The following is a 21761-nucleotide window of genomic DNA, read 5'->3' on the forward strand; positions in this document are numbered from 1 at the left end:
CGAGTAGCGCAGGCCAGGGCGGAAAAAGAAGTGCAGATGTCTGAGCCCGCAGGGCGAGTTTCTGCACTTCCCGCACTGGCCGAGCAACGCAGCGTGCCTGGAGCGCAGCGGAAGGACGACGCACCCGGCTCGCCTTTTCTTTGGTGACTTTCTTTTGGCGAAGCAAAAGAAAGTCACTGCACTGCCGGGGGCACATCCCGGCAAAGCCACGACAAACAATCCTCAACGCAGAAAAAGAAAAGCCACCTGAATCGGTGGCCTCCGCGTGACAAACCGGCAAGACGCTTCAGAACACGTCCACCGACCCCGTCCTGGCCACTTCCCCAAACAGCCCGCGCCGCACCAGATCCAGATGGCTGCAGACCTTGTTGCGCCCGTTCTTCTGCGCAAAGTCGATGGCCTGCTCGGTGCGTTCCAGGGCCGTGCTCGGCGAATCGTCGGCCAGCACGCGGGTGAAGCCGGCGCTGATGGTGACGCGGCCGACCTGCGGGAAATTGAACTTCTCGACGTTGGCGCGCATGCGCTCGAAGGCGCCCAGGGCCAGGGCTTCCTCGGGACAGTGGAACAGCACGGCGAACTGTTCGCCGCCGAAACGGTAGAGCCGGTCGTGCGTGCGGAAGGTGCTGTTCATGATGCGCGCCACCAGCAGCGTGACCTCTTCCATGATCAGGTGACCGTGCTTGTCGTTGAGCAGATGGAAGTTGTCGATGGTGATGGTGCCCAGCCAGTAGTTGGGCGGCACGCGGTGGCGGCGCTCCTTGCCCGGGGACGGCTCGTCTTTGGCGTCCTCCAGGATGCCGTCCAACTCCTCCAGCACGGCGCTGTAAAAGGTATCGTCCAGGGACTTGCGGTTGAGCAGGCCGGTCAGCGCATCGCGGTCGCTGTAGGCCAGCAGCGTGTACATGTTGCGGTAGATGTGGTGCAGCTGCTCGATGGTCTGCCGGTCTTCCGGCGCCAGCACGCCGGCCGAATGGATCTCGATCACGCCCTGCTCGTCGTCGGCGCGCGAATCGGCAAACAGGGGCAGGTAGTAGATGCGCGGGCCGTCCTCGCCGGCCCAGGCCACTTCGATCTCCTGGCGTCCACGCAGGCTGCGCAGGCGGTCATAGGCGTCTTCCAGGCGCGGCAGGCTCTGGAAATCGATGCGCAGCGGGTCCACCACCTTGCCACCGCCGCGCGAGTCCAGCGAGACGACGTCCAGCCAGCGCCTCTCGTTGTCTTCGGTGCTCACGCGCGCAATCACGACACGCTGGATCGGCACCAGGTCGATCAGGGCCTTGGCCAGCGTCAACTCCAGCAGATCGCGCTCGCGGTGGTCGGTCAGCTTGATCAGGTGTTCGGTCAGGGTCGCCATAGTGCTGACCATATTAGCCGGGAAAGCCGCAGACGTCACCCCCTGCTTGCACCGGGGGACAAGAGTGTGCTGGTCAGCCTTGGGCAGCCTGGCGCCAGGCTTCCAGCGCGGCCGCGCCATCCTCGCGCTGCTCGGCCAGGCGGGCCAGCGCGGCCCAGGCGCGCCGACGCAGCGACTCGTCCGTCAGCTGGGTCAGGGACTGGCGCAGCAGTTGTTGCGCCTTGCCCCACAGGCTCAGGTGCATGCAGGCAATGCCGGCCAGGTACTGCAACAGGGCTTCACGCGGGTTGCCCATCTGGGCCGCCTCGATGCGCGCCAGCCAGGCCGCGTCGGGCTGGCCCGGGGTCTGGTGAAAACCGCGTTCCAGCAGCAGCACCAGGCGCAGGCGCAGCTCCTGCGGCAGCGCAGAGGCCGGTCGCACCAGTTGCTCCCAGACCGGCAGCAGCCACTGCTGCACCAGCGCAAAGTCACCGCCCAGGACCAGCATGCGTTCGCCGGCCTGCAGGGCCACCTCGGGCAAACGACGCTCGGCCTCGTCGAGCTGGGCCCAGGCCTTCTGCAACTGGGCCGGATCGTGGCAGGTCCGCAGCCATTCGGTGGCCAAGCCGCGCACGATGCTGCGGCTGGCCGATTCGGAAAAGGCGCGGTGCTTGCCCAGCAGGCGTGCGGTCTCCAGCGCCGCACGGGACTGGCCGGCCAGGCGCGTAACCCGCAGGCGCAGGCGCAGTGCCAGGGTGCGCCGCGCCACGCCCTGGGGCAGTTCATCCAGCCGCTGCAAGGCCGCCTGCACATCTCGGTCGTCGAAGGCCCAGCGTGCCACGCGCAGCTGCACACCCTCCCGGATTTCCAGTTCGTCGCGGCGCCGGGACTGGGTCCGCTCCAGCGCCTGGCGTGCATGTTCGTCACGCGCACTGCGGTCCTGCAAGGCATGGGCGCACTCGGCGGCAAGCAAGTGGGCCATGGCGGCCAGCCGGGTACCGTAGGGCAGGCCCTGTTCGCCGCGCGTCAGCGCCTCGGTCTGGGCCAGCACATGTTCGGCCGCCTTGCGCGCACGGATGTAGCGCCCCGCGGTCAGATGCGACAGTGCATCGAGCAGACCCTGCTGCAGCACGCGCTCCTGATGGCGCAAGCGCCAGCGCAGCGCCTCACCCGGCAGGGCCAGCAGGAGGGCCAGGCTGCGCAAGGCCGCATAGAGCGACAAAAAGGCCGCCAGCAGCAACAGCAGCACCAGGTTGAGGGACAGGTCGACGCGATAAGGCGGCCAGAACAGGGTGACCGTGCCCTGGTTGTTGCCGGCAAACAGCGCCACGCCCGCCGCCATGGCGAAGAGGGCCAGGAACCACAGAACGTTGCGCATGAGGCCAGCCGTCCCGTGTGCTCAGCGGCCGGCAGCGGCCGTGGTCAGTGCCGCCAGCGTGTCATCCACGCGCGGCAGCTCCAGCGTCTTCATCTGCTCACGGGTCTGTTGCAGCAGCCCCGCAGCCACGCGCAGGCGGCGTGAATTGGCATCGAAATACTTTTCCATGGCGGTCGCCGCCTTGAGCAGATCAGCCCGGGCAGCCTCGGGCTGGCGTGCCAGCAGACCCAGCCGGGCGTTGAGCAGCAGCAGCTTGAGGTTCTCGCGCACGAAGAAGGATTGCTCGGGCGTGAGCAGCACCGCCTCCGGGTGATCGATGCGGCTGACGCGCACCAGGCCGCGCACCTCGTCCAGCACCAGCTGCAGGCTGCGCTGCCACCAGGCCGTCAGCCCGGCCTCGTCACGCGGCTTGGCGGTGGTGTCCGCAGGCGCCTTCGCCGGCGCGACCGCGTTGGCCAGCGGCAATTCGTCGGCCAGACGCACCAGTTCGTCGAGACGGGCCAGCAGGGTCGGCGTATCGGTCAGGGGCGTGGCCTTGATGCGCGCCATGTCGCGCGCCAGCGCGCGCTGCAGCGGCGCCAGCCGGGCCTGGGGCACACGTTGCACGCGCTGCTCGGCCGTGCGCAGCGCCGCCAGCAGGGGCTCCACGCTGCCGGTCAGCTGCGCCTGCTGCTGCGCCAGTCGGATGGCCGATTCGATGTCCACCACCAGATTCTCGTCCCGCGAGCGCGACAGGCTCTGCATCAGTTCCTCGAGCTGGCTGCGCTGCAGCGCCACCTCGCCCAGGCGCGCTTCCATCACGGCCTGACGCGCGGCCAGTTCACGTTCCTGCTCCTGGGTCTGGCGGGCCAGCATCCGTGCCTCCGCCGCGTTCGCGCCGGCCTCGGCGGTCTGGCGGGCCAGTTGGTCCTGCAGGGTGGACAGGCGTTCCCACAGCAGGACGCTGAACAGGAGGGCCAGCAGGGCCGCGGCGCCCAGGACCAGCACCAGGGGTCGCGACACCGGTGCAGCCGGCTTGGCGTCGGGCGCAGCGGATGGTGCAGGCAGCACCGCGCCGGCAGGCTCCGTGCTGCCGGTGGCTTGGGTCTCCAGGGACTCGGGGGTGGTCATTACATCGATTCTATCGAGGCCCGGACGTCGGCCAGGGCCGGGCGTGACTCGCGCACCACGGCAAAGCCGGCCGCACGCGCCGCCCGGGCAATGCGCGCGTGCGTGGCCACGGCACGCGCGGCGCCCCAGTCCTGTTGCGGCAGGCTGGCCTGCAGGTTCAGCACGGCCTCGCTGCTGCTGAACAGCCAGACCGAGCCATCACCCGCTGCGGCCTGCGCGAGTTGCCTCTGGGTGGTGTCGAGCAAGGGACGCTGGCGCTGATAGCTGGCGACAAAATCCACCGTGCCGCCCGCGGCGGCAAGCTGGCGCGCAAACCAGTCGCGCCCGGCGCCCTGGCTGCTGCTGCCCTCGGCCGCATCGGCGCCGCGCACGATCAGCACGCGCACCCCAGGATGGGTCCGGCCGGCGACCTGCTGCCACAAGGCTTCGGAATCGAATTGCGCGGCATCGGCTGGCGGCGCGGTGATCTGCGAGGCCGGCACGCCGGCGCGCAGGAGCGCGTTGACCGTGCCGGGCCCGGTGGCCCAGGCCTGGGCAGGCAATGGCGCATCGGCCGGGCGGGCGGCGAAAAAACCGTCGACTGCATTGGCGCTGACGAACATCAGGCCCAGGTAGCCGCCGAGCCGGCGCCAGGCCAGCTGCAGCGCGGCTGCGTCGGGCGCCGCAGCGATGGAAATCAGGGGCAGGGCCAGCGCCTCGTGGCCTGCCTGCCGCAGCGCCTGCACCCAGTCCTGCGCCTCGCGCTGGGGGCGGGTGACGATGACGCGCATGGTGCTCAGTGCTTCTCGGTATCCAGCGAACCACCGGCACGCAGCACGCCCTCCTTGAGCCGGGCCGCAACCTGCGTGCCCAGCGTCTCTGCGGCGGAAAGCTCCGCCACGGAGGCCGCCGCGTCGGCGCGCACCAGGGCCACGCGGCCCTCTGGGTCACCCCAGGCGGCCTGGATGGTGAGATGGCCGCCATCCAGCGTGGCATAGGCCGCCAGCGGCATGGAACAGCTGCCGCCCATGGCACGGCTGACCGCGCGCTCGGCCGCCACGCGCAGCCAGGTGCCGGCGTGCACCAGGGGGGCCAGCGCCTGCTGGACATCCTGGCGGTCGCTGCGGATCTCGATGCCCAGCGCGCCCTGCCCGGCCGCGGGCAACATCTCGCCCGGCGCGAAAACGGCGCGGATGCGGTTTTCCAGGCCCAGGCGCTTGAGGCCGGCCGCAGCCAGCACGATGGCGTCGTATTGCCCGTCGTCCAGCTTGCGCAGACGGGTGTCGAGGTTGCCGCGCAGCGGCTCGATCTTCAGGTCCGGACGGGCGGCACGCAGCAGCGCCACGCGGCGCAGGCTGGAGGTGCCCACCACGGCGCCCTGTGGCAGCGCGGCCAGATTGGCGTATTTCGGGGAAACAAAAGCGTCGCGCGGGTCCTCACGCTCCATCACACAGGCCAGGGCAAAGCCCTCGGGCAGTTCCATGGGCACATCCTTCAGCGAATGCACGGCCAGGTCGGCGCGGCCCTCTTCCAGCGCGACTTCGAGTTCCTTGACGAACAGTCCCTTGCCTCCCACCTTGCTCAGGGAGCGGTCCAGGATCTGGTCGCCCTTGGTCGTCATGCCCAGCAGCACGACGACATGCCCCTGCTGCTCAAGCAGGGCTTTCACGTGCTCGGCCTGCCAGAGGGCCAGGCGGCTCTCACGGGTTGCAATGGTCAGTTTCATCGGGCGCTTGGAGAGTGTGGAAAAGTCGCCAACGCATCAGTTACAGAGCGTAGACACATCAGCGAGCCGGCGATGCTAGCATGCATCGCACAGCCCCTGTTTTACCACTCTACGACACATCGCCATGCCTGTCCCCGCCGCCCGCTCCCGAGACAACGAACGACCGCTGGTCGAAGACATCCGCCTGCTCGGCCGCATCCTCGGTGATGTGATCCGCGAACAGGAGGGCAGCCCGGCCTACGAGCTGATCGAACAGATCCGCAAGCTCTCGGTGGCCTTTCGCCGCCACGACGACACGGAAGCCGACAAGACCCTGAAAAAGCTGCTCAAGGGCCTGAGCGACGACCAGACTGTCAGCGTCATCCGCGCCTTCACCTATTTCAGCCACCTGGCCAACCTGGCCGAAGACCGCCACCACATCCGCCGGCGCGCCGTGCACGAACGTGCCGGCAACGAGCAGGAAGGCAGCATCGACGTCGCCCTGTCGCGCCTGCGCTGGGCCGGCATCAGCCCCAAGATGATCGCCAACACCCTGGCGCACAGCTACCTGTCGCCCGTGCTCACCGCCCACCCCACCGAGGTGCAGCGCAAGAGCATCCTGGATGCCGAGCGCGATATCGCCCGCCTGCTGACGCAGCGCGACGAGATCAAGACCCGCGCCGTGGGTGTGGACCCGCGCAAGGACATGCTGACCCCGCGCGAGCTGGCCGCCAACGAAGCCCAGTTGCGCGCACGCGTCCTGCAACTCTGGCAGACCCGCCTGGTGCGCAGCAGCAAGCTCAGCGTCGCCGACGAGATCGAGAACGCGCTGAGCTACTACGAGCCCACCTTCCTGCGCGAGATCCCTGCCATCTATGCCAACCTGGAGCGCGAGCTGGGCCAGGCCCATGTGCACAGCTTCCTGCGCATGGGCCACTGGATCGGCGGGGACCGTGACGGCAACCCCAACGTCGGCGCACACACCATGGCCATGGCCCTGGGACGCCAGGCCGACGTGGCGCTGCGCCACTACCTGACCGAGGTGCACCTGCTGGGCAGTGAGCTCTCCGTCTCCGACCTGCTGGTCGGCTGCAGCCCTGAAATGCGCCAGTTGGCCGACAGCTCGCCCGACACCAGCGAGCACCGCAAGGACGAGCCCTACCGCCGAGCGCTGATCGGCGTCTACGCGCGGCTGGCCGCCACCCTGCACGAACTCACCGGGGGCGAGGCTGCGCGCCACGCCGTGGCCCCCCAGAACCCCTATGCCAGCGCGGCCGATTTCCTGGCCGACCTGCAGACCATCGACGCCTCGCTCAACACGCGCCACGGCGCTGCGCTGACGCAGCAGCGCCTGCGCCCGCTGATCCGCGCCGTCGAAGTCTTCGGCTTCCACCTGGCCACGCTGGACCTGCGCCAGAGCTCGGACAAGCATGAGGAAGTCATCGCCGAACTGCTGGCCACGGCGCGCATCGAGTCGCAGTACTCGAAGCTGGACGAAATGGCCAAGCGTGCCCTGCTGCTGCGCCTGCTGGGTGACGCCCGGCCGCTGCGCGTGGTGGGCGTGGACTACAGCGCGCACACGCAGAGTGAACTGGCCGTGTTCGAGACCGCGCAGCAGATGCGTAAACGTTACGGCGTCGAGGCCATCCGCCACTACATCATCAGCCACACCGAGACGGTCAGCGACCTGCTGGAAGTACTGCTGCTGCAGAAGGAAGTGGGCCTGATGCGTGGCACGCTGGACGATCCGAACTGCATGAACGACCTGATCGTCGTGCCCCTGTTCGAGACCATCGAAGACCTGCGCCAGGCCGCACCCATCATGCGCGACTACTACGCCCTGCCCGGCATCGCCGCGCTGATCCGGCGCAGCGGGGGCGAGCAGGACATCATGCTGGGTTACTCTGACAGCAACAAGGACGGCGGCATCTTCACCAGCAACTGGGAGCTCTACCGCGCCGAGATCGCGCTGGTGGAGCTGTTCGACCAGCTGGCCCCGGTGCAGCTGCGCCTCTTCCACGGCCGCGGCGGCACCGTGGGCCGCGGCGGTGGCCCGAGCTACCAGGCCATCCTGGCCCAGCCCCCGGGCACGGTGCGCGGCCAGATCCGCCTCACCGAACAAGGCGAGGTGATCGCCTCCAAGTACTCCAACCCCGAGATCGGCCGGCGCAACCTGGAAACCCTGGTGGCCGCCACGCTGGAAGCCACGCTGCTGCAACCCACCAAGCCGGCCGCCCCCGCCTATCTGAAGGCCGCCGAAGCCCTGTCGCAGGGCAGCATGGCCACCTACCGCGCCCTGGTCTACGACACCCCGGGTTTTGCCGAATACTTCTTCGGCTCCACCCCCATCCGCGAGATCGCCGAGCTCAACATCGGCTCGCGCCCGGCCTCGCGCAAGGCCACGCAGAAGATCGAAGACCTGCGCGCCATCCCCTGGGGCTTCAGTTGGGGCCAATGCCGCGTCACCCTGCCCGGCTGGTACGGTTTCGGCACCGCGGTGGAGAATTTCCTGAACGCCGAAGGCCCCAAGGCCGCCAAGGAGCGCCTGGCCCTGCTGCAGAAAATGGCCCGGCAGTGGCCCTTCTTCAAGGCCCTGCTCTCCAACATGGACATGGTGCTGGCCAAGAGCGACCTGGCCCTGGGCTCGCGCTACGCCGAACTGGTCGGTGACGGCAAGCTGCGCAAAAAAGTCTTCGCGCAGATCGAGGCCGAATGGCAGCGCACCGTGCATGCCCTCACCCTGCTCACCGGCGAGAAACAGCGCCTGGCCGGCAACGCCGCCCTGCAACGCTCCATCCGCCACCGTTTCCCCTACATCGACCCCCTGCACCACCTGCAGGTGGAGCTGATGCGGCGTTACCGTGCGGGCCAGGCCGATGAGCGCGTGCGCCGCGGTATCCACATTTCGATCAACGGGATTGCGGCGGGTTTGCGCAACACGGGCTAGGCTGGATCAGCCGGGGTCCACCGGCCCGTCGCCGGGCACACACGGGCCCGTGCGCCGTTCAGCCAGACCTGCTCATCCTCGAGGCGCAAGGCCGTTGTAGGGTCGATATCGAAGGCGATACGCAGCGCGTGCGCCACATGGACATCCTCGATGGGTAGCTCCCAGCTCAGGAATACCTGATCGCGCTCCCGCTCGGGCGGGAAATCGCCCACATCAAAGCTGCCGCTGTTGCGATCAATGACGGCGTGCGGCTGGCCCGTATCGAAGATCACGACCGCCCCCCGGGCCAGGGGAATGCGCAGGCCGGTCGCCGGGAAATGCAGGTCCAGCCCCCGGTCCTCACTCAGGAAGAAATTGCAGAAGGCCGCTCCGCCATAACGTTCGCCATCATGGTGGTACCTTGCGCCGCGGCAGGCCATCAGGGCGACTTCACTGGAGGCCAGCACCTCCTGCAGGCCGAGCGTACGCGTCCACTCGGCCACCGCCTGCACACAGAGTCGATACTCCGGCCAGCGCATACGCGCCCGCGCCAAAGGCAGGGGCTCGACGTCGCCGGGCTCCAGGCGCAGACGCAGCGAGATCTCCCGGTTCCAGTCGGCCACCAGCCTGGCAGGGGGCGCCGGCACTTCGAGCGTTCCTGTCGGGACGACATCACTCACGTTACGGCTGCGGAGGCTTTCACCACGCCAGTAATAGGAGGTGGGGACAGGTCGCATGGGATGTACTTGAAGAATGAAAGGAGCGGCGCCCCGATGTGCCGCCCTGCCTGGCCTCAATCAGGCCGGTAGACGCACTTGTCACCAATGGCATGCCGCTCCACCGTCACTGCCGACAGGCCCGGCACCTTGGGCTGCAGTTCCTTCCAGATGAAGGCGCAGAGGTTTTCCAGCGTGGGGATGCCCAGGCCCGGCACCTCGTCGAGGAAATGGTGGTCCAGCTTCTCGCGCAGCACCTCCACCTCGCGCCGGACATAACCCAGGTCCAGCACCATGCCGGACGTGCCCTTGGGCTCGCCGCGCACGAAGACCTCGGCGTAATAGGTATGGCCATGCACGCGCTTGCTGCCCTCGGCCTCGATCTCGCGGCGCAGGGTGTGGGCGGCGTCAAAGAAAAAACGCTGGCTGATTTCAAACATCAACGAATTCCGATCATCTTGTGCGACTGGATGCCCAGTCGCCATTGCGGGTGTTGCTGGCAGTAGGCAATGGCACGCTCTGTGTTGGCCGCGCGGTCCGGCCCGTCCATGGGCTGCAGGAAGAAATGTTCAAAGGCCAAACCGGCAAAACGCGCCGGGGCCGCCTCCACCTGCGGGTAGACCAGCTTGAGTTCGTTGCCCTGCTTCAAGACCACCTCAGCCTGAGCCTTGGGACTCACACAGATCCAGTCCAGCCCCGGAGGCGCGGGCAAGGTGCCATTGGTCTCCACGGCAATCGTGAAGCTGCGCGCGTGCAGGGCCGCGGTCAGCGCCTCGTCCACCTGCAGCAGCGGCTCGCCGCCGGTCAGCACCACGTAACGACCGGCACGCCCCTGGGGCTCCCAGGTCTTTTCAATGGCATCAGCCAAGGCATCGGCCGTGACGAACTTGCCGCCGCCCGTGCCATCCGTACCCACGAAGTCCGTATCGCAGAACTTGCAGACAGCGCCCGAGCGGTCTTCCTCGCGCCCGCTCCAGAGGTTACAGCCCGCAAAGCGGCAGAACACTGCCGCCCGCCCGGATTGCGCGCCCTCGCCCTGCAGGGTGTAGAAGATTTCTTTGACAGCGTAGGTCATGGGGGTATTTTCGCAGTTTGCGGGTCTGCCAGCCGCCACCCGCCATCCTCTTGTGCATGCTTGACGTTATTAACGCATCTCGTTAATATGTACCGCCGTGACCATCAAAAGCTTCAAGTGCAAGGACACGCAGGCCCTGTTTCTCGGTCAACGGGTCCGCCGCTGGATCAACATCGAGCGCCCGGCCCTGCGCAAGCTGGAGCAGCTGGACTGGTCGGCCATCCTGGAAGACCTGCGTGTTCCCCCGGGCAATCAGCTGGAGGCCTTGAAGGGCACCCGCAAGGGACAGCACAGCATACGCATCAACGAACAGTGGCGTGTGTGTTTTGTCTGGACACCCGAAGGTGGGATGGCTGTGGAGATCGTGGACTACCACTGAAGGAGGTTGAAGATGCGTCGTGTTGTTGCCCCCGTGACTCCCGGTGAAATGCTGGACGAAGAGTTCCTCAAACCCCTGGGCCTGACCAAATACCGTCTGGCCAAGGACATCGGCGTCCCGCCCCAGCGCATCGGCGACATCGTCGCCGGCAAGCGCGCCATCACCGCCGACACCGACCTGCGCCTGTGCCGCTACTTCGGCCTCAGCGATGGCTGGTGGCTGCGCGGCCAGGCCAATTACGACATGGCCATCGCTCGCGAGGCCATGGGCGAGACGCTGGCGCGCATCGAGCGATGCCAGCTGCTGCCGGCCTGATTCCCTCTTGCGTAAACGGGGAATCGCGTGTCTTGACCTCCTGCATCTTGGCGATCGCTGCAAGCCGGGTCTCGCCCCGGCGGGCGAGTCACCTTTCTTTGCTTCGCCAAAGCAAGGTAACCGAAAGAAAGGCGAGCCGGATTCGTCGGCCCTACGCTGCGCTACGGGCACGCTGCGTTGCTCGGGAGCGGCGGGAAGCGCAGAAACTCGCTGCGCTCAGACATCTGCGCTTCTTTTTCCGCCGCTCCCTGCGCTACTCGCCTCCTCTTGACGGCGGGGGGGCCGAAGATCAAAGACCACAAGGACGCGCCATGGCGCGTCCTTGTTTCCTGTCAGTTGCACTGGGATTGCCCCGGACAGCCAACCGAGCTACCATGCTCTGCCAGATTGGCGGGGAAGGCCCAGGCAACGGGAGAAATCAAATGAGAATGCTGATTGCCACGTTTTGTGGCCTGCTACTACTTATGGGCTGCGCCACGCCTCTCGGGAAGAACCAGACCCGATTAACGCTCCAAACTGACCCCCCTGGCGCAACAATTCAAGCCCGAGCGGAAACAGAGGCATAGCCCCGTATACGCTTCTCTTCACCATCGCCAATGATCAGAGCGTTGGCATCACTGAGCCGATCACTGCCACATGGGTTTCAGGCGCCAAGACGACGATGAGGATACGCTTGATAGGCGGACAAGCAGGGTTCTACACATTCCAACGTCCTCAAGGGGCGCCAGGCCTCGAATCGGATATCCAATGGGCAATACACGTGCAACAACAAGAGGAGCGCCGCAAAGCGGCAAATGACGCCGCGATGGCAAATGCTATCAATTCGTTGTCCAACGGCCTAAGCTATCCAAACTCATCGCCGAATTTCAACTCGGAACTGTGGAAGCCGATTTCGCCGCCTTCTCCATCTCCCGCGTCGACGATGCCGTCGTACACGCCAAAGCCAACCTACAACTGCTATTCAACACAGAGTCCGGCAGGTGGCATCACAACAAATTGCTACTAAGCACAGGCAAAGACGAATTGGTGAAAAAACAACCCTACGACGATAGGAGAGGATATGGAGCCAATCCAAGATTGCGGGTGACGCCAGCGCACGGGAACATACTTTTAAACCGTTTGGGGAGCCATCAATGGACATCTATTTCAAGAATGCTCACAACTTCACTGTTGGCGATTTCCATGTACGCTTTGTGCTGCGCCCGCTTGGCACAAGCAGCGCAGTAAATTGGCGCGCCGACTTCCGCACGCGAGACGCGAACGGCAGTCTTTCGACTCAGCTTGGCAACATAAACTTCGACGCCAACGCGGATTCTCCAGACGAAGCATTTGATATCTTCACTACGCATGCAGCGAAGCAAGGCATATCTATCCCCGAGGCGGAGCGGTCTGCATGTCTAGCTGCAAAGGGCAAACCATTCGGCCGCTAGATTTCTAGGTTCGTGCGATTCCGCCAAGCACTCTGCTGGCAGTCTGGTTTACCTCGTCTCCGTTAGCCCCAATAGTGTCAACCGCACGAGGACGCGCCATAGCGCGTCCTCGTGGTTTTCGGTATTCGATTCCTCCCGCCGTTATGAGGAGGCGAGTAGCACAGGACCGGGCGGGAACAGGGGCGCGCATGTTTGAGCGCAGCGAGTTTGCGCGCACCCCGCCCGGGCCGAGCAACGCAGCGTGCCCGCAGCGCAGCGGAGGGACGACGAATCCGGCTCGCCTTCTTTTGCTTCCTTTTCTTGGCGAGACAAGAAAAGGGAGTCGCCCGCCGGGGCGAGACCCGGCAAAGCCACGCGTGGCAGGATGCCACGACAACGCCAACCCATAGAATCCCCGCCATGCCCCCCAGCTCCACCCCGCACCAGCCCCTGGCCGAACGCCTGCGCCCCAAAACCCTGGGCGAAGTCATCGGCCAACAGCAGTTGCTGGGGGAAGGCATGCCGCTGCGCATCGCCTTCGAGTCGGGCCAGCCCCACAGCTGCATCCTCTGGGGCCCGCCGGGCACGGGCAAGACCACGATAGCGCGGCTCATGGCCGATGCCTTTGGCGCGCAGTTCATCAGCATCAGCGCCGTGCTGGGCGGCGTGAAGGACATCCGCGAGGCGGTGGAACTGGCGCAGGTGGCGCTGGGCCAGGGCAAGCGCACCATCGTCTTTGTCGACGAGGTGCACCGTTTCAACAAGAGCCAGCAGGACGCCTTCCTGCCGCATGTAGAGAGTGGGCTCTTCACCTTCATCGGTGCCACCACCGAAAACCCGTCCTTCGAGGTCAACTCCGCCCTGCTGTCACGCGCGGCGGTCTACGTGCTGCAGTCGCTGAGCGAAGAGGACCTGAAGCAGATCGTGCAGCGCGCGCTGGACATCGAGGCTGTGCCAGCCATGGACGATGCGGCGCGCGACCGGCTCATTGCCTATGCCGACGGCGATGCGCGCCGCCTGCTCAACACCCTCGAAACTCTGGCCGTGGCGGCCACGCAGCAGAAGCAGGAACGCATCAGCGACGAGTGGCTGCTCAAGGTGCTGGGCGAGCGCATGCGGCGTTACGACAAGGGCGGCGAGCAGTTCTACGACACCATCAGCGCACTGCACAAGTCGGTGCGTGGCTCAGACCCCGACGCCTCGCTCTACTGGTTCATGCGCATGCTCGACGGCGGGGCTGACCCGCGCTACATGGCGCGCCGCCTGGTGCGCATGGCCAGCGAAGACATCGGCCTGGCCGATCCGCGCGCCTTGCGCCTGGCGCTGGACGCGGCCGAAGTCTACGAACGGCTGGGCTCACCCGAGGGTGAGCTGGCCCTGGCCGAGTGCGTGGTCTATCTGGCGATCGCGCCCAAGAGCAATGCCGTCTACAAGGCCTACAACGAGGCCAAGGCCTTCATCAAGAAGGACGGCACCCGCCCGGTGCCCATGCACCTGCGCAATGCACCGACCAAGCTCATGAAGGAATTGGACTACGGCAAGGGCTACCGCTACGCGCATGACGAGGCCGGCGGTTTTGCGGCCGGTGAGAGTTATCTGCCCGAGGGCATGGCCGAGCCGGGTTTCTACCGACCCGTGGAGCGCGGCCTGGAGATCAAAATCGCCGAGAAGATGCGTGCGCTGCGCGCGCTGAACGAAAAGAGTCGGAACCAGCCATAAAAACACGGGACCGGATGCAAGTGGCATGAAGCTTGCTGATGGGAATCTATGGATATCTTCCTGCAGCAAATCATCAACGGGCTGGTACTGGGCAGCATGTACGCGCTGGTGGCGCTGGGCTACACCATGGTGTACGGCATCATCGGCCTGATCAACTTCGCCCATGGCGAGGTGCTCATGGTCGGCGCGCTGGTGAGCTGGAGCGTGATCGGCCTGCTGCAGCCCCTGCTGCCGCCCTGGCTGGTGTTGATCATCGCCCTCATCGTGGCCTGTGTGCTGGCCGCCGCGCTGAACTACAGCATCGAGAAGGTGGCCTACCGGCCGCTGCGCAACAGCCCGCGCCTGGCGCCGCTGATCACCGCCATCGGGATGTCCATCCTGCTGCAGACCATGGCCATGATCATCTGGAAGCCCAACTTCAAGTCCTACCCCACGCTGCTGCCCAGCACCCCCATCCAGCTCGGCGGCGCCAGCATCACGCCCACCCAGATCATGATCCTGGTGGTCACGGCGCTGACGCTGGCCGCACTGATGTGGCTGGTGCACGCCACCAAACTCGGCCGCGCCATGCGCGCCACGGCCGAGAACCCGCGTGTGGCTGCGCTCATGGGTGTGCAACCCGACCGCGTGATCTCGGCCACCTTCATCATCGGCGCCGTGCTGGCCGCCATCGCCGGCGTGATGTGGGCCAGCAACTACGGCACGGTGCAGCACACCATGGGTTTCCTGCCCGGGCTCAAGGCTTTCACGGCCGCGGTCTTTGGCGGCATCGGCAACCTGGCCGGGGCCGTGGTGGGCGGTGTGCTGCTGGGCCTGATCGAATCCATCGGTGCGGGTTACATCGGCGACCTGACCGGTGGCGTGCTGGGCAGCCACTACGCCGACATCTTTGCCTTCATCGTGCTCATCGTGGTGCTCACGCTGCGCCCCTCTGGCCTCTTGGGTGAACGAGTCGCTGATCGAGCCTGACCATGCAGATGAATTCCCGCCACCGCATCTTCGCCATCCTGCTGGCCGCCATCGGCCTGCTGGTGCTGCCGTTGATCCTGCAGGGCTACGGCAATGCCTGGGTGCGCATCCTGGACATGGCCCTGCTCTTCGTCTTGCTGGCCCTGGGCCTGAACATCGTGGTGGGCTACGCCGGCCTGCTGGACCTGGGTTTCGTGGCCTTCTTCGCCATCGGCGCCTATATGTTCGGCCTGCTGGCCTCGCCGCACCTGAGCGACCACTTCCCCGCCTTCGCCGCCATGTTCCCCCATGGCCTGCACACGCCGCTGTGGCTGGTGATCCCGCTCGGCGCGTTGCTGGCCGGCGCTTTTGGCGTGCTGCTGGGGGCACCCACCTTACGGCTGCGCGGCGACTACCTGGCCATCGTGACCCTGGGCTTCGGCGAGATCATCCGCGTCTTCCTGAACAACCTGGACCACCCGGTCAACATCACCAACGGACCCAAGGGCATAGGCCAGATCGACTCGATCAAGTTCTTCGGCTTCGACCTGGGCAAGAAGCTCAACGTCTTCGGTTTCGACGTGGCGCCGGTCACGATGTATTACTACCTTTTCCTCGCCTTGGTGGTGGTGAGCGTGGTGATCTGCCACCGCATCGAGTTCTCGCGCATCGGCCGCGCCTGGATGGCCATCCGCGAGGACGAGATCGCCGCCAAGGCCATGGGCATCAACACGCGCAATATGAAGCTGCTGGCTTTCGGCATGGGCGCCACCTTCGGCGGTGTCTCGGGCGCCATGTTTGCGGCCTTCCAGGGTTTCATCTCGCCCGAGTCCTTTAGCCTCATGGAGTCCGTGATGATCGTGGCCATGGTGGTGCTGGGCGGCATCGGCCATCTGCCCGGCGTGATCCTGGGCGCGGTGCTGCTGGCCTCCCTGCCCGAGGTGCTGCGTTACGTGGCCGGCCCGCTGCAGTCCATGACGGACGGACGGCTCGACGCCTCCATCCTGCGCCAGCTGCTGATCGCCCTGGCCATGATCGTCGTCATGCTGCTGCGCCCGCGTGGCCTCTGGCCCTCGCCGGAACACGGCAAAGTGCGGCGTACCAAGGGAGGGCCGGCATGAGTGAAACGAGCGGCGCCGGGCCGTCTCAAGGCGCGAGGGCCCCCTCGGGGGGCAGCGAAGTACACGAAGTGACGAGCGTGGGGGCAACTGTTCTCCTGCACGTGAGCGGCGTCTCCAAACGCTTCGGCGGCCTGCAAGCGCTCAGCGACGTGCACCTGCGCATCCAGCGCGGCCAGGTCTATGGCCTGATCGGCCCCAATGGCGCTGGCAAGACCACCTTCTTCAACGTCATCACCGGCCTGTATACGCCCGACAGCGGCAGCTTCGAGCTGGCCGGCCTGGCCTACCGGCCCACGGCCGTGCACGAGGTGGCGCGCGCCGGCATCGCGCGCACCTTCCAGAACATCCGCCTCTTTGCCGACATGACGGCGCTGGAAAACGTGATGGTGGGGCGGCACACCCGTTCGCAGTCCGGCCTGCTGGGCGCCATCTTCCGCACCGGCGGCTTCGAACGCGAAGAGGCCGCCATCACCCGGCGCGCCAACGAGCTGCTGGACTACGTGGGCATCGGCCACCTGGGTGACTACAAGGCCCGCACCCTGAGCTACGGCGACCAGCGCCGCCTGGAAATCGCACGCGCCCTGGCCACCGAGCCGCAGCTGCTGGCCCTGGACGAACCGGCCGCCGGCATGAACGCCACCGAGAAGGTGGAACTGCGCGCGCTGATCGAGCGCATCCGCCAGGACGGTGTCAGCGTGCTGCTGATCGAACACGACGTGAAACTGGTCATGGGCCTGTGCGACCGCGTCACCGTACTGGACTACGGCCGCCAGATCGCCGAAGGCACGCCAGCCGAGGTGCAGAAGAACGAGAAGGTGATCGAAGCCTACCTGGGCCACGCTGGCGCCAAGGCCGCCGCGGAGGCCACGGCATCATGAGCGAAGACAAAGAAGTGCTGCTGCAGGTCCACGGGCTGAAGGTGGCTTACGGCGGCATCCAGGCCGTCAAGGGCGTGGACTTCGAGGTGTGTCGGGGGGAACTGGTCTGCCTGATCGGCTCCAACGGCGCGGGCAAGACCAGCACCATGAAGGCCGTGACCGGCACCCTGCCCTGCCTGGGCCAGTTGCATTACCTGGGCAAGCCCCTGCGTGGTCAGGGCCCCTGGGACCTGGTGCGCCAGGGCCTGGCCATGGTGCCCGAGGGGCGCGGCGTGTTCACACGCATGAGCATTGCCGAGAACCTGCTCATGGGCGCCTACACCCGCGACGACAGCGACGGCATCGCCACCGATCTGGAGCGCATGTACACCCTGTTCCCGCGCCTCAAGGAACGCCACACGCAACTGGCCGGGACGCTCTCCGGCGGTGAGCAGCAGATGCTGGCCATGGGTCGTGCGCTGATGAGCCGCCCCCAGCTGCTGCTGCTGGACGAGCCCTCCATGGGCCTGAGCCCCATCATGGTGGACAAGATCTTCGAGGTGGTGCGCGAGGTCTCCAGCCAGGGCATGACGGTGCTGCTCGTGGAGCAGAACGCCAGCCGTGCGCTGGCCCTGGCCGACCGGGGCTACGTCATGGAGTCCGGCCTCATCACCCTGGCCGGCCCGGCGCAGGACTTGCTGCACGACCCGGCCGTGCGCGCCGCCTACCTGGGCGAATAAGGCGCGCCAGCGCGTAACAAGCCGTACAGGCCCGCGGGCCGCCTGCCCCGGCCCCTACAATCCACAGAGTTCACCCTGTGGGCGCGCACGCCGCTGCCCCGCCCCTCACGGACCTCCCCATGCATAGGCTGTCACCGTTCCTCCATCGTCTGCGTGCCTTGCCCCGCCTGCCCTGGAAAAAACCGGGGCTGGCCTTGCGGCTCATCGCCTGGTTGCTGCTGCTGGTCCTGGCGGGTTTTACCCTGTACCTGGACATCACCATCCGCGAGGCCTTCGAGGGCCGCAAGTTCGCCCTGCCGGCACGCGTCTATGGGCGCGCGCTGGAGGTGTACCCCGGCCTCAAGCTCACACCCGCGCGACTGGTGGAAGAGCTGCGCGCCCTGGGCTACCGCGAGAACCCCGAGCCGCGGGAGGCGGCCACCTACCGCAATGTCCAGGACGGCGTGGAGTTCACGACCCGCGACTTCGTGTTCTGGGACGGGCCGCAGCCCAGCCAGCGCCTGCGCGCGGTGTTTGCCGAGGGCAAGCTGACCCAGCTGCAGGAGCGCGGCACCGAGGACAAGGAGATGCCGCTGCTGCGCATCGAGCCGCCCCTGATCGGCGGCATCTACCCCGGGCACAACGAAGACCGCGCGCTGCTGCGGCTGGACCAGGTACCGCGTGTGCTGATCGACACGCTGATGGCCGTGGAGGACCGCAAGTTCCCCACGCACTGGGGCATCGATCCGCGCGGCATTGCGCGCGCGCTGTACCGCACGCTCAGCGGTCAGCGGGTGGAAGGCGGCAGCACACTGACCCAGCAGCTCGTCAAGAATTTCTTCCTCAGCTCGGAACGCACGCTCACGCGCAAGGGCACGGAGGTGCTCATGTCCCTGCTGCTGGAAATGCACTACAGCAAGGACGAGATCCTCGAGACCTACCTGAACGAGGTGTACCTCGGCCAGGACGCCAGCCGCGCGATCCACGGCGTGGGGCTGGCCAGCCATTTCTATTTCGACCGCCCGCTGGAGCGGCTGGAGCTGCAGGAGATCGCCCTGCTGGTCGGCATGATCAAGGGGCCGGGCGTCTACGATCCGCGCAACAAGCCCGAGCAGGCGCTGCAGCGGCGCAACGTGGTGCTGCAGGAGATGGTGAAACTCGGCGTCATCACGCAGGCCCAGTTCGTGACGGCGCGCGACAGGCCCCTGGGCGTGATCCGCCGCGCGCCCACGGGCACCTCACCCTACCCGGCCTTCCTGCAGTACGTGCAGCGGCAACTGCAGCGCGACTACCGCGAGGAAGACCTGCGCAGCGAAGGCCTGCGCATCTTCACCACGCTGGACCCGCGCGTGCAGCGCGAGGCCGAACAGGCCCTGGCGCAGCGCCTGACCCAGCTCGAGATCTCACGCAAGATCCCGGTCAATTCCCTGGAAGGCTCGGTGGTCGTCAGCAGCACGCAGCAAGGCGAGGTGCTGGCGCTGGTGGGCGGGCGCCAGGCGCGCTACGCGGGCTACAACCGGGCCATCGACGCCAAGCGGCAGGTCGGCTCCCTGGCCAAGCCCCTCGTGTTCCTGACGGCACTGGAACAACCCTCCAAATACACGCTGCTCACGCCGCTGGACGACTCGCCGCTCGTCTGGCGCCAGCGCGGCGCGCCGGACTGGAAACCGATGAACTACGACCGCAAGTTCAACGGCCAGGTCCCGCTAGGCACGGCACTCGCACGCTCGCTGAACGTGTCCACGGCGCGCCTGGGCATCGAGCTGGGTGTGGACCGCATCCTGGACAAGCTGCCGCGCTTTGGCGTTGGGCGGCCGTCACCCTATCCGTCCAGCCTGCTGGGTGCGTTCGAGCTCTCGCCCATCGAAGTGGCACAGGTCTACCAGACCCTGGCCGACGGCGGCTTTCGCACGCCCCTGCGCGCCATCCGCGAGATCGTCACGGCCGACGGCAGGCCGTTGCAGCGCTACCCGCTGAGCGTCGAAGCTGTGGCCAGCCCGGCCCCGGTCTATCTGCTGACCACAGCCCTGCAGGGCGTGGTGCGCGATGGCACGGCCCAGGGCCTGAGCAACTGGGTCGCGCCCGACGTCCGCGTGGCCGGCAAGACCGGCACCACGGATGACCTGCGCGACAACTGGTTCGCCGGCTACACGGGCGATATGGTGGCGGTGGTCTGGGTCGGCCGCGACGACGCCAAGTCCACCGGCCTCACAGGTGCCACGGGCGCCATGACCATCTGGGGCGAGATGATGAAGAACCTCCAGCCCGAGCCCTTGTTGCCCGAAGTGCCGGAAGACATCGAATTCGCCTTCATCGACCCGGTCAGCGGCCAGCGTTACCCGGAAGAATGCAAGGGCGCCGTGTCCGTGCCCTTCATCAAAAGCTCGCTGCCGCCCGAGACCGCCTGCCTGAGCGCCCCCCTGCCCAACAGCCCCTAGCGTCCGGCGCCTGCACGCGCCAGAGCACGACCCGGATCACACCATGCTTCACCTCAGCTTCCTGCCTCTTCTGCGTCTGGCCCTGGTCGCGTCCATCGTCGCCTGGCTGACCGGCTGTGCCAGCGTGTCGCCGCCAGGTACCCAGACCTCGCAGCCGGCAGGGCCGGGCGGGCCGCAGGAACAGGCGACCACGGGCCATGTTCCGCCGCCCGCCGTCCCGTCTGCGGTAGCCCAGCCGACCGACACCGCCACACCCCTGCCGGCCGCACCGGCCGACGCCGGCAGCGGGACGGTGGCGCCGCTGCCCCCGGTATCCGGCAATCGCGCCGTGGTCGCCCTGCTGGAACGCGCACGCCAGGAAGCCGGCAGTGGGCGTCGTGAGTCTGCCGGCGCTTCGCTGGAGCGCGCCCTGCGCATCGAACCACGCAACGCCTGGCTGTGGCATGAACTGGCACGGCTGCGCCTGACCCAGGGCCAGTATGCGCAGGCCGTCTCCTTGTCCCAGAAGTCGAACAGCCTGGCAGTCCGGGAACGCACCCTGCAAGCCCTGAACTGGCACCTCATTGCCGATGCGCGCATCGCCCAGGGCGACCCGGCCGGTGCAGCCCAGGCACGCAAGCTCGCCGAGGATCTGCAGCGGCCCTGAAGCCTGGGCTCCGGCGAGCTCCAGTGCGTGCGCCGCTGGACCGGCTGCCGCTGTCAGGCTACGATGGCAGCCACTGTGTCTGATCTGAAGGACTCCATCATGAAACTCAGGTTCCTCTCTCTGCTGGCCTTGCTGCTCGCGGGCCACGCCACGGCCCAGGAAGCCGTGTTCCAGACCAAATCACTGACGCCCGAGGCTGCGCTGACGGCAGCGCGCGCCGCGCTGGAGTCCTGCCGCAAGCAGGGCTACCAGACTGCTGTCGCCATCGTCGACCGCAGCGGCGTGTTGCAGGTGCTGCTGCGCGACCGTTATGCCGGCGCCCACACGCCCGGCGTTGCCACCGACAAGGCCTGGACGGCGGCCAGCTTCAAGAACTCGACGCTGGAGTTCGGCAAGGACACCCAGCCCGGCAAGCCCATGAGCGGCATCCGCCAGGTGCCCCGCGTCATCGCGGCCGGCGGCGGCCTGCCGATCGAAGGCGGGGGCAACCTGCTGGGCGCCATCGGCGTCTCGGGCGCCCCGGGTGGCGATGCCGACGAAGCCTGCGCCAAGGCCGGCATCAAGGCGATTGCCGACAGCCTGGAGTTTTGAAACGCATGCAGATTGACAGCCTCGACCACCTGGTGCTGACGGTGGCCGACGTGGAGGCCACCTGCGCCTTCTACCAGCGTGTGCTGGGCATGCAGGTGGTGACCTTCGGTGCCGGCCGCAAGGCCCTGGCCTTCGGCGCGCAGAAGATCAATCTGCACCAGGCCGGCCGCGAGTTCGAGCCCAAGGCGCAGCGGCCGACGCCGGGCTCGGCGGATCTCTGTTTCCTCACCTCGGTCCCGCTGGCCCAGGTGCAGGCGCACCTGGCGGCCTGCGGCGTGACGGTAAGTGAAGGCCCGGTGCAGCGCACCGGTGCCCAGGGTCCCATCCTCTCGGTCTATTTCCGCGACCCGGATCAGAACCTGATCGAGGTCTCGAACCGGCTCTGAGCCGACTCAGA

The 21761-nt window shown here is 66.9% G+C and carries 21 protein-coding genes; 13 read left to right on the forward strand and 8 right to left on the reverse strand.

What is annotated here, in order from left to right; all coding sequences use genetic code 11:
• Window positions 1-286 precede the first annotated feature (286 nt).
• The 5 genes from AC1RRP_RS18490 to hemC all read right to left on the reverse strand — a co-directional run bounded on the left by AC1RRP_RS18490 (window position 287) and on the right by hemC (window position 5526).
• On the reverse strand, window positions 287-1354 hold the full coding sequence (locus AC1RRP_RS18490) for a GGDEF domain-containing protein (RefSeq protein ID WP_493038828.1): 1068 nt from the start codon (window positions 1352-1354) through the stop codon (window positions 287-289).
• Between the two features lie 73 nt (window positions 1355-1427).
• Window positions 1428-2711, reverse strand: a complete 1284-nt coding sequence (locus AC1RRP_RS18495) for a heme biosynthesis protein HemY (protein WP_493038830.1) — start codon at window positions 2709-2711, stop codon at window positions 1428-1430.
• A 21-nt stretch (window positions 2712-2732) separates the two neighbouring features.
• Complete coding sequence (locus AC1RRP_RS18500; RefSeq protein ID WP_493038832.1) at window positions 2733-3821, reverse strand: uroporphyrinogen-III C-methyltransferase; 1089 nt, start codon at window positions 3819-3821, stop codon at window positions 2733-2735.
• Window positions 3821-4591, reverse strand: coding sequence for a uroporphyrinogen-III synthase (locus AC1RRP_RS18505; protein WP_493038834.1), 771 nt, complete (start codon window positions 4589-4591; stop codon window positions 3821-3823). The genes AC1RRP_RS18500 and AC1RRP_RS18505 overlap by 1 nt, the downstream gene beginning before the upstream one ends.
• A 5-nt stretch (window positions 4592-4596) precedes the next feature.
• A complete protein-coding gene (hemC, locus tag AC1RRP_RS18510; RefSeq protein ID WP_493038836.1) occupies window positions 4597-5526 on the reverse strand; it encodes a hydroxymethylbilane synthase in 930 nt (309 codons plus the stop codon).
• A gap of 124 nt (window positions 5527-5650) precedes the next feature.
• On the opposite strand from hemC, the gene ppc reads away from it, so the two are divergent.
• Window positions 5651-8452, forward strand: a complete 2802-nt coding sequence (gene ppc, locus AC1RRP_RS18515; RefSeq protein WP_493038838.1) for a phosphoenolpyruvate carboxylase — start codon at window positions 5651-5653, stop codon at window positions 8450-8452.
• Here the strand turns inward: ppc and AC1RRP_RS18520 are convergent.
• Genes AC1RRP_RS18520 through queE form a run of 3 tightly spaced genes read right to left on the reverse strand, consistent with a single transcriptional unit; the run spans window position 8449 to window position 10222 of the window.
• A complete protein-coding gene (locus tag AC1RRP_RS18520; protein ID WP_493038840.1) occupies window positions 8449-9168 on the reverse strand; it encodes a hypothetical protein in 720 nt (239 codons plus the stop codon). The two genes, ppc and AC1RRP_RS18520, sit on opposite strands and share 4 nt — an antisense overlap.
• Window positions 9169-9224: 56 nt before the next feature.
• A complete protein-coding gene (locus AC1RRP_RS18525; protein WP_493038841.1) occupies window positions 9225-9590 on the reverse strand; it encodes a 6-pyruvoyl trahydropterin synthase family protein in 366 nt (121 codons plus the stop codon).
• A complete protein-coding gene (gene queE / locus AC1RRP_RS18530; protein WP_493038843.1) occupies window positions 9587-10222 on the reverse strand; it encodes a 7-carboxy-7-deazaguanine synthase in 636 nt (211 codons plus the stop codon). The genes AC1RRP_RS18525 and queE overlap by 4 nt, the downstream gene beginning before the upstream one ends.
• Window positions 10223-10319: 97 nt before the next feature.
• On the opposite strand from queE, the gene AC1RRP_RS18535 reads away from it, so the two are divergent.
• The 12 genes from AC1RRP_RS18535 to AC1RRP_RS18590 all read left to right on the forward strand — a co-directional run bounded on the left by AC1RRP_RS18535 (window position 10320) and on the right by AC1RRP_RS18590 (window position 21750).
• On the forward strand, window positions 10320-10601 hold the full coding sequence (locus tag AC1RRP_RS18535; protein ID WP_493038845.1) for a type II toxin-antitoxin system RelE/ParE family toxin: 282 nt from the start codon (window positions 10320-10322) through the stop codon (window positions 10599-10601).
• A gap of 12 nt (window positions 10602-10613) precedes the next feature.
• The gene (locus AC1RRP_RS18540) at window positions 10614-10916 is read left to right on the forward strand and encodes a HigA family addiction module antitoxin (protein ID WP_493038847.1); all 303 of its coding nucleotides are present in this window, start codon (window positions 10614-10616) and stop codon (window positions 10914-10916) included.
• A gap of 1133 nt (window positions 10917-12049) precedes the next feature.
• Window positions 12050-12346 carry a hypothetical protein gene (locus AC1RRP_RS18545; protein ID WP_493038849.1) on the forward strand — a complete coding sequence of 99 codons (297 nt, stop codon included), beginning with the start codon at window positions 12050-12052 and terminating at the stop codon, window positions 12344-12346.
• 399 nt (window positions 12347-12745) lie between these two features.
• Entirely contained in the window at window positions 12746-14044 is a 1299-nt protein-coding gene (locus AC1RRP_RS18550) for a replication-associated recombination protein A (protein ID WP_493038851.1), read from the forward strand.
• Window positions 14045-14092: 48 nt separating this feature from the next.
• Complete coding sequence (locus tag AC1RRP_RS18555) at window positions 14093-15013, forward strand: branched-chain amino acid ABC transporter permease (protein ID WP_493038853.1); 921 nt, start codon at window positions 14093-14095, stop codon at window positions 15011-15013.
• 8 nt (window positions 15014-15021) lie between these two features.
• Window positions 15022-16113 carry a branched-chain amino acid ABC transporter permease gene (locus AC1RRP_RS18560; protein WP_493038915.1) on the forward strand — a complete coding sequence of 364 codons (1092 nt, stop codon included), beginning with the start codon at window positions 15022-15024 and terminating at the stop codon, window positions 16111-16113.
• Window positions 16110-16991: an ABC transporter ATP-binding protein gene (locus AC1RRP_RS18565; RefSeq protein ID WP_493038855.1), complete on the forward strand. Its 882-nt coding sequence runs from the start codon at window positions 16110-16112 to the stop codon at window positions 16989-16991. Before AC1RRP_RS18560 ends, AC1RRP_RS18565 begins: the two co-directional genes overlap by 4 nt.
• Window positions 16988-17710 (forward strand): ABC transporter ATP-binding protein, encoded by a 723-nt coding sequence (locus AC1RRP_RS18570; protein ID WP_493038857.1) that lies wholly within the window; start codon window positions 16988-16990, stop codon window positions 17708-17710. The genes AC1RRP_RS18565 and AC1RRP_RS18570 overlap by 4 nt, the downstream gene beginning before the upstream one ends.
• Before the next feature lie 119 nt (window positions 17711-17829).
• Window positions 17830-20127, forward strand: a complete 2298-nt coding sequence (gene mrcB, locus AC1RRP_RS18575) for a penicillin-binding protein 1B (RefSeq protein ID WP_493038858.1) — start codon at window positions 17830-17832, stop codon at window positions 20125-20127.
• Window positions 20128-20170: 43 nt separating this feature from the next.
• On the forward strand, window positions 20171-20773 hold the full coding sequence (locus tag AC1RRP_RS18580; RefSeq protein ID WP_493038859.1) for a tetratricopeptide repeat protein: 603 nt from the start codon (window positions 20171-20173) through the stop codon (window positions 20771-20773).
• Window positions 20774-20872: 99 nt separating this feature from the next.
• Window positions 20873-21364: a GlcG/HbpS family heme-binding protein gene (locus AC1RRP_RS18585; protein WP_493038860.1), complete on the forward strand. Its 492-nt coding sequence runs from the start codon at window positions 20873-20875 to the stop codon at window positions 21362-21364.
• Between the two features lie 5 nt (window positions 21365-21369).
• Window positions 21370-21750: a VOC family protein gene (locus AC1RRP_RS18590; RefSeq protein WP_493038861.1), complete on the forward strand. Its 381-nt coding sequence runs from the start codon at window positions 21370-21372 to the stop codon at window positions 21748-21750.
• Window positions 21751-21761: the final 11 nt, after the last annotated feature.

The organism is Hylemonella sp. GW821-FHT12C09 (assembly GCF_058807395.1).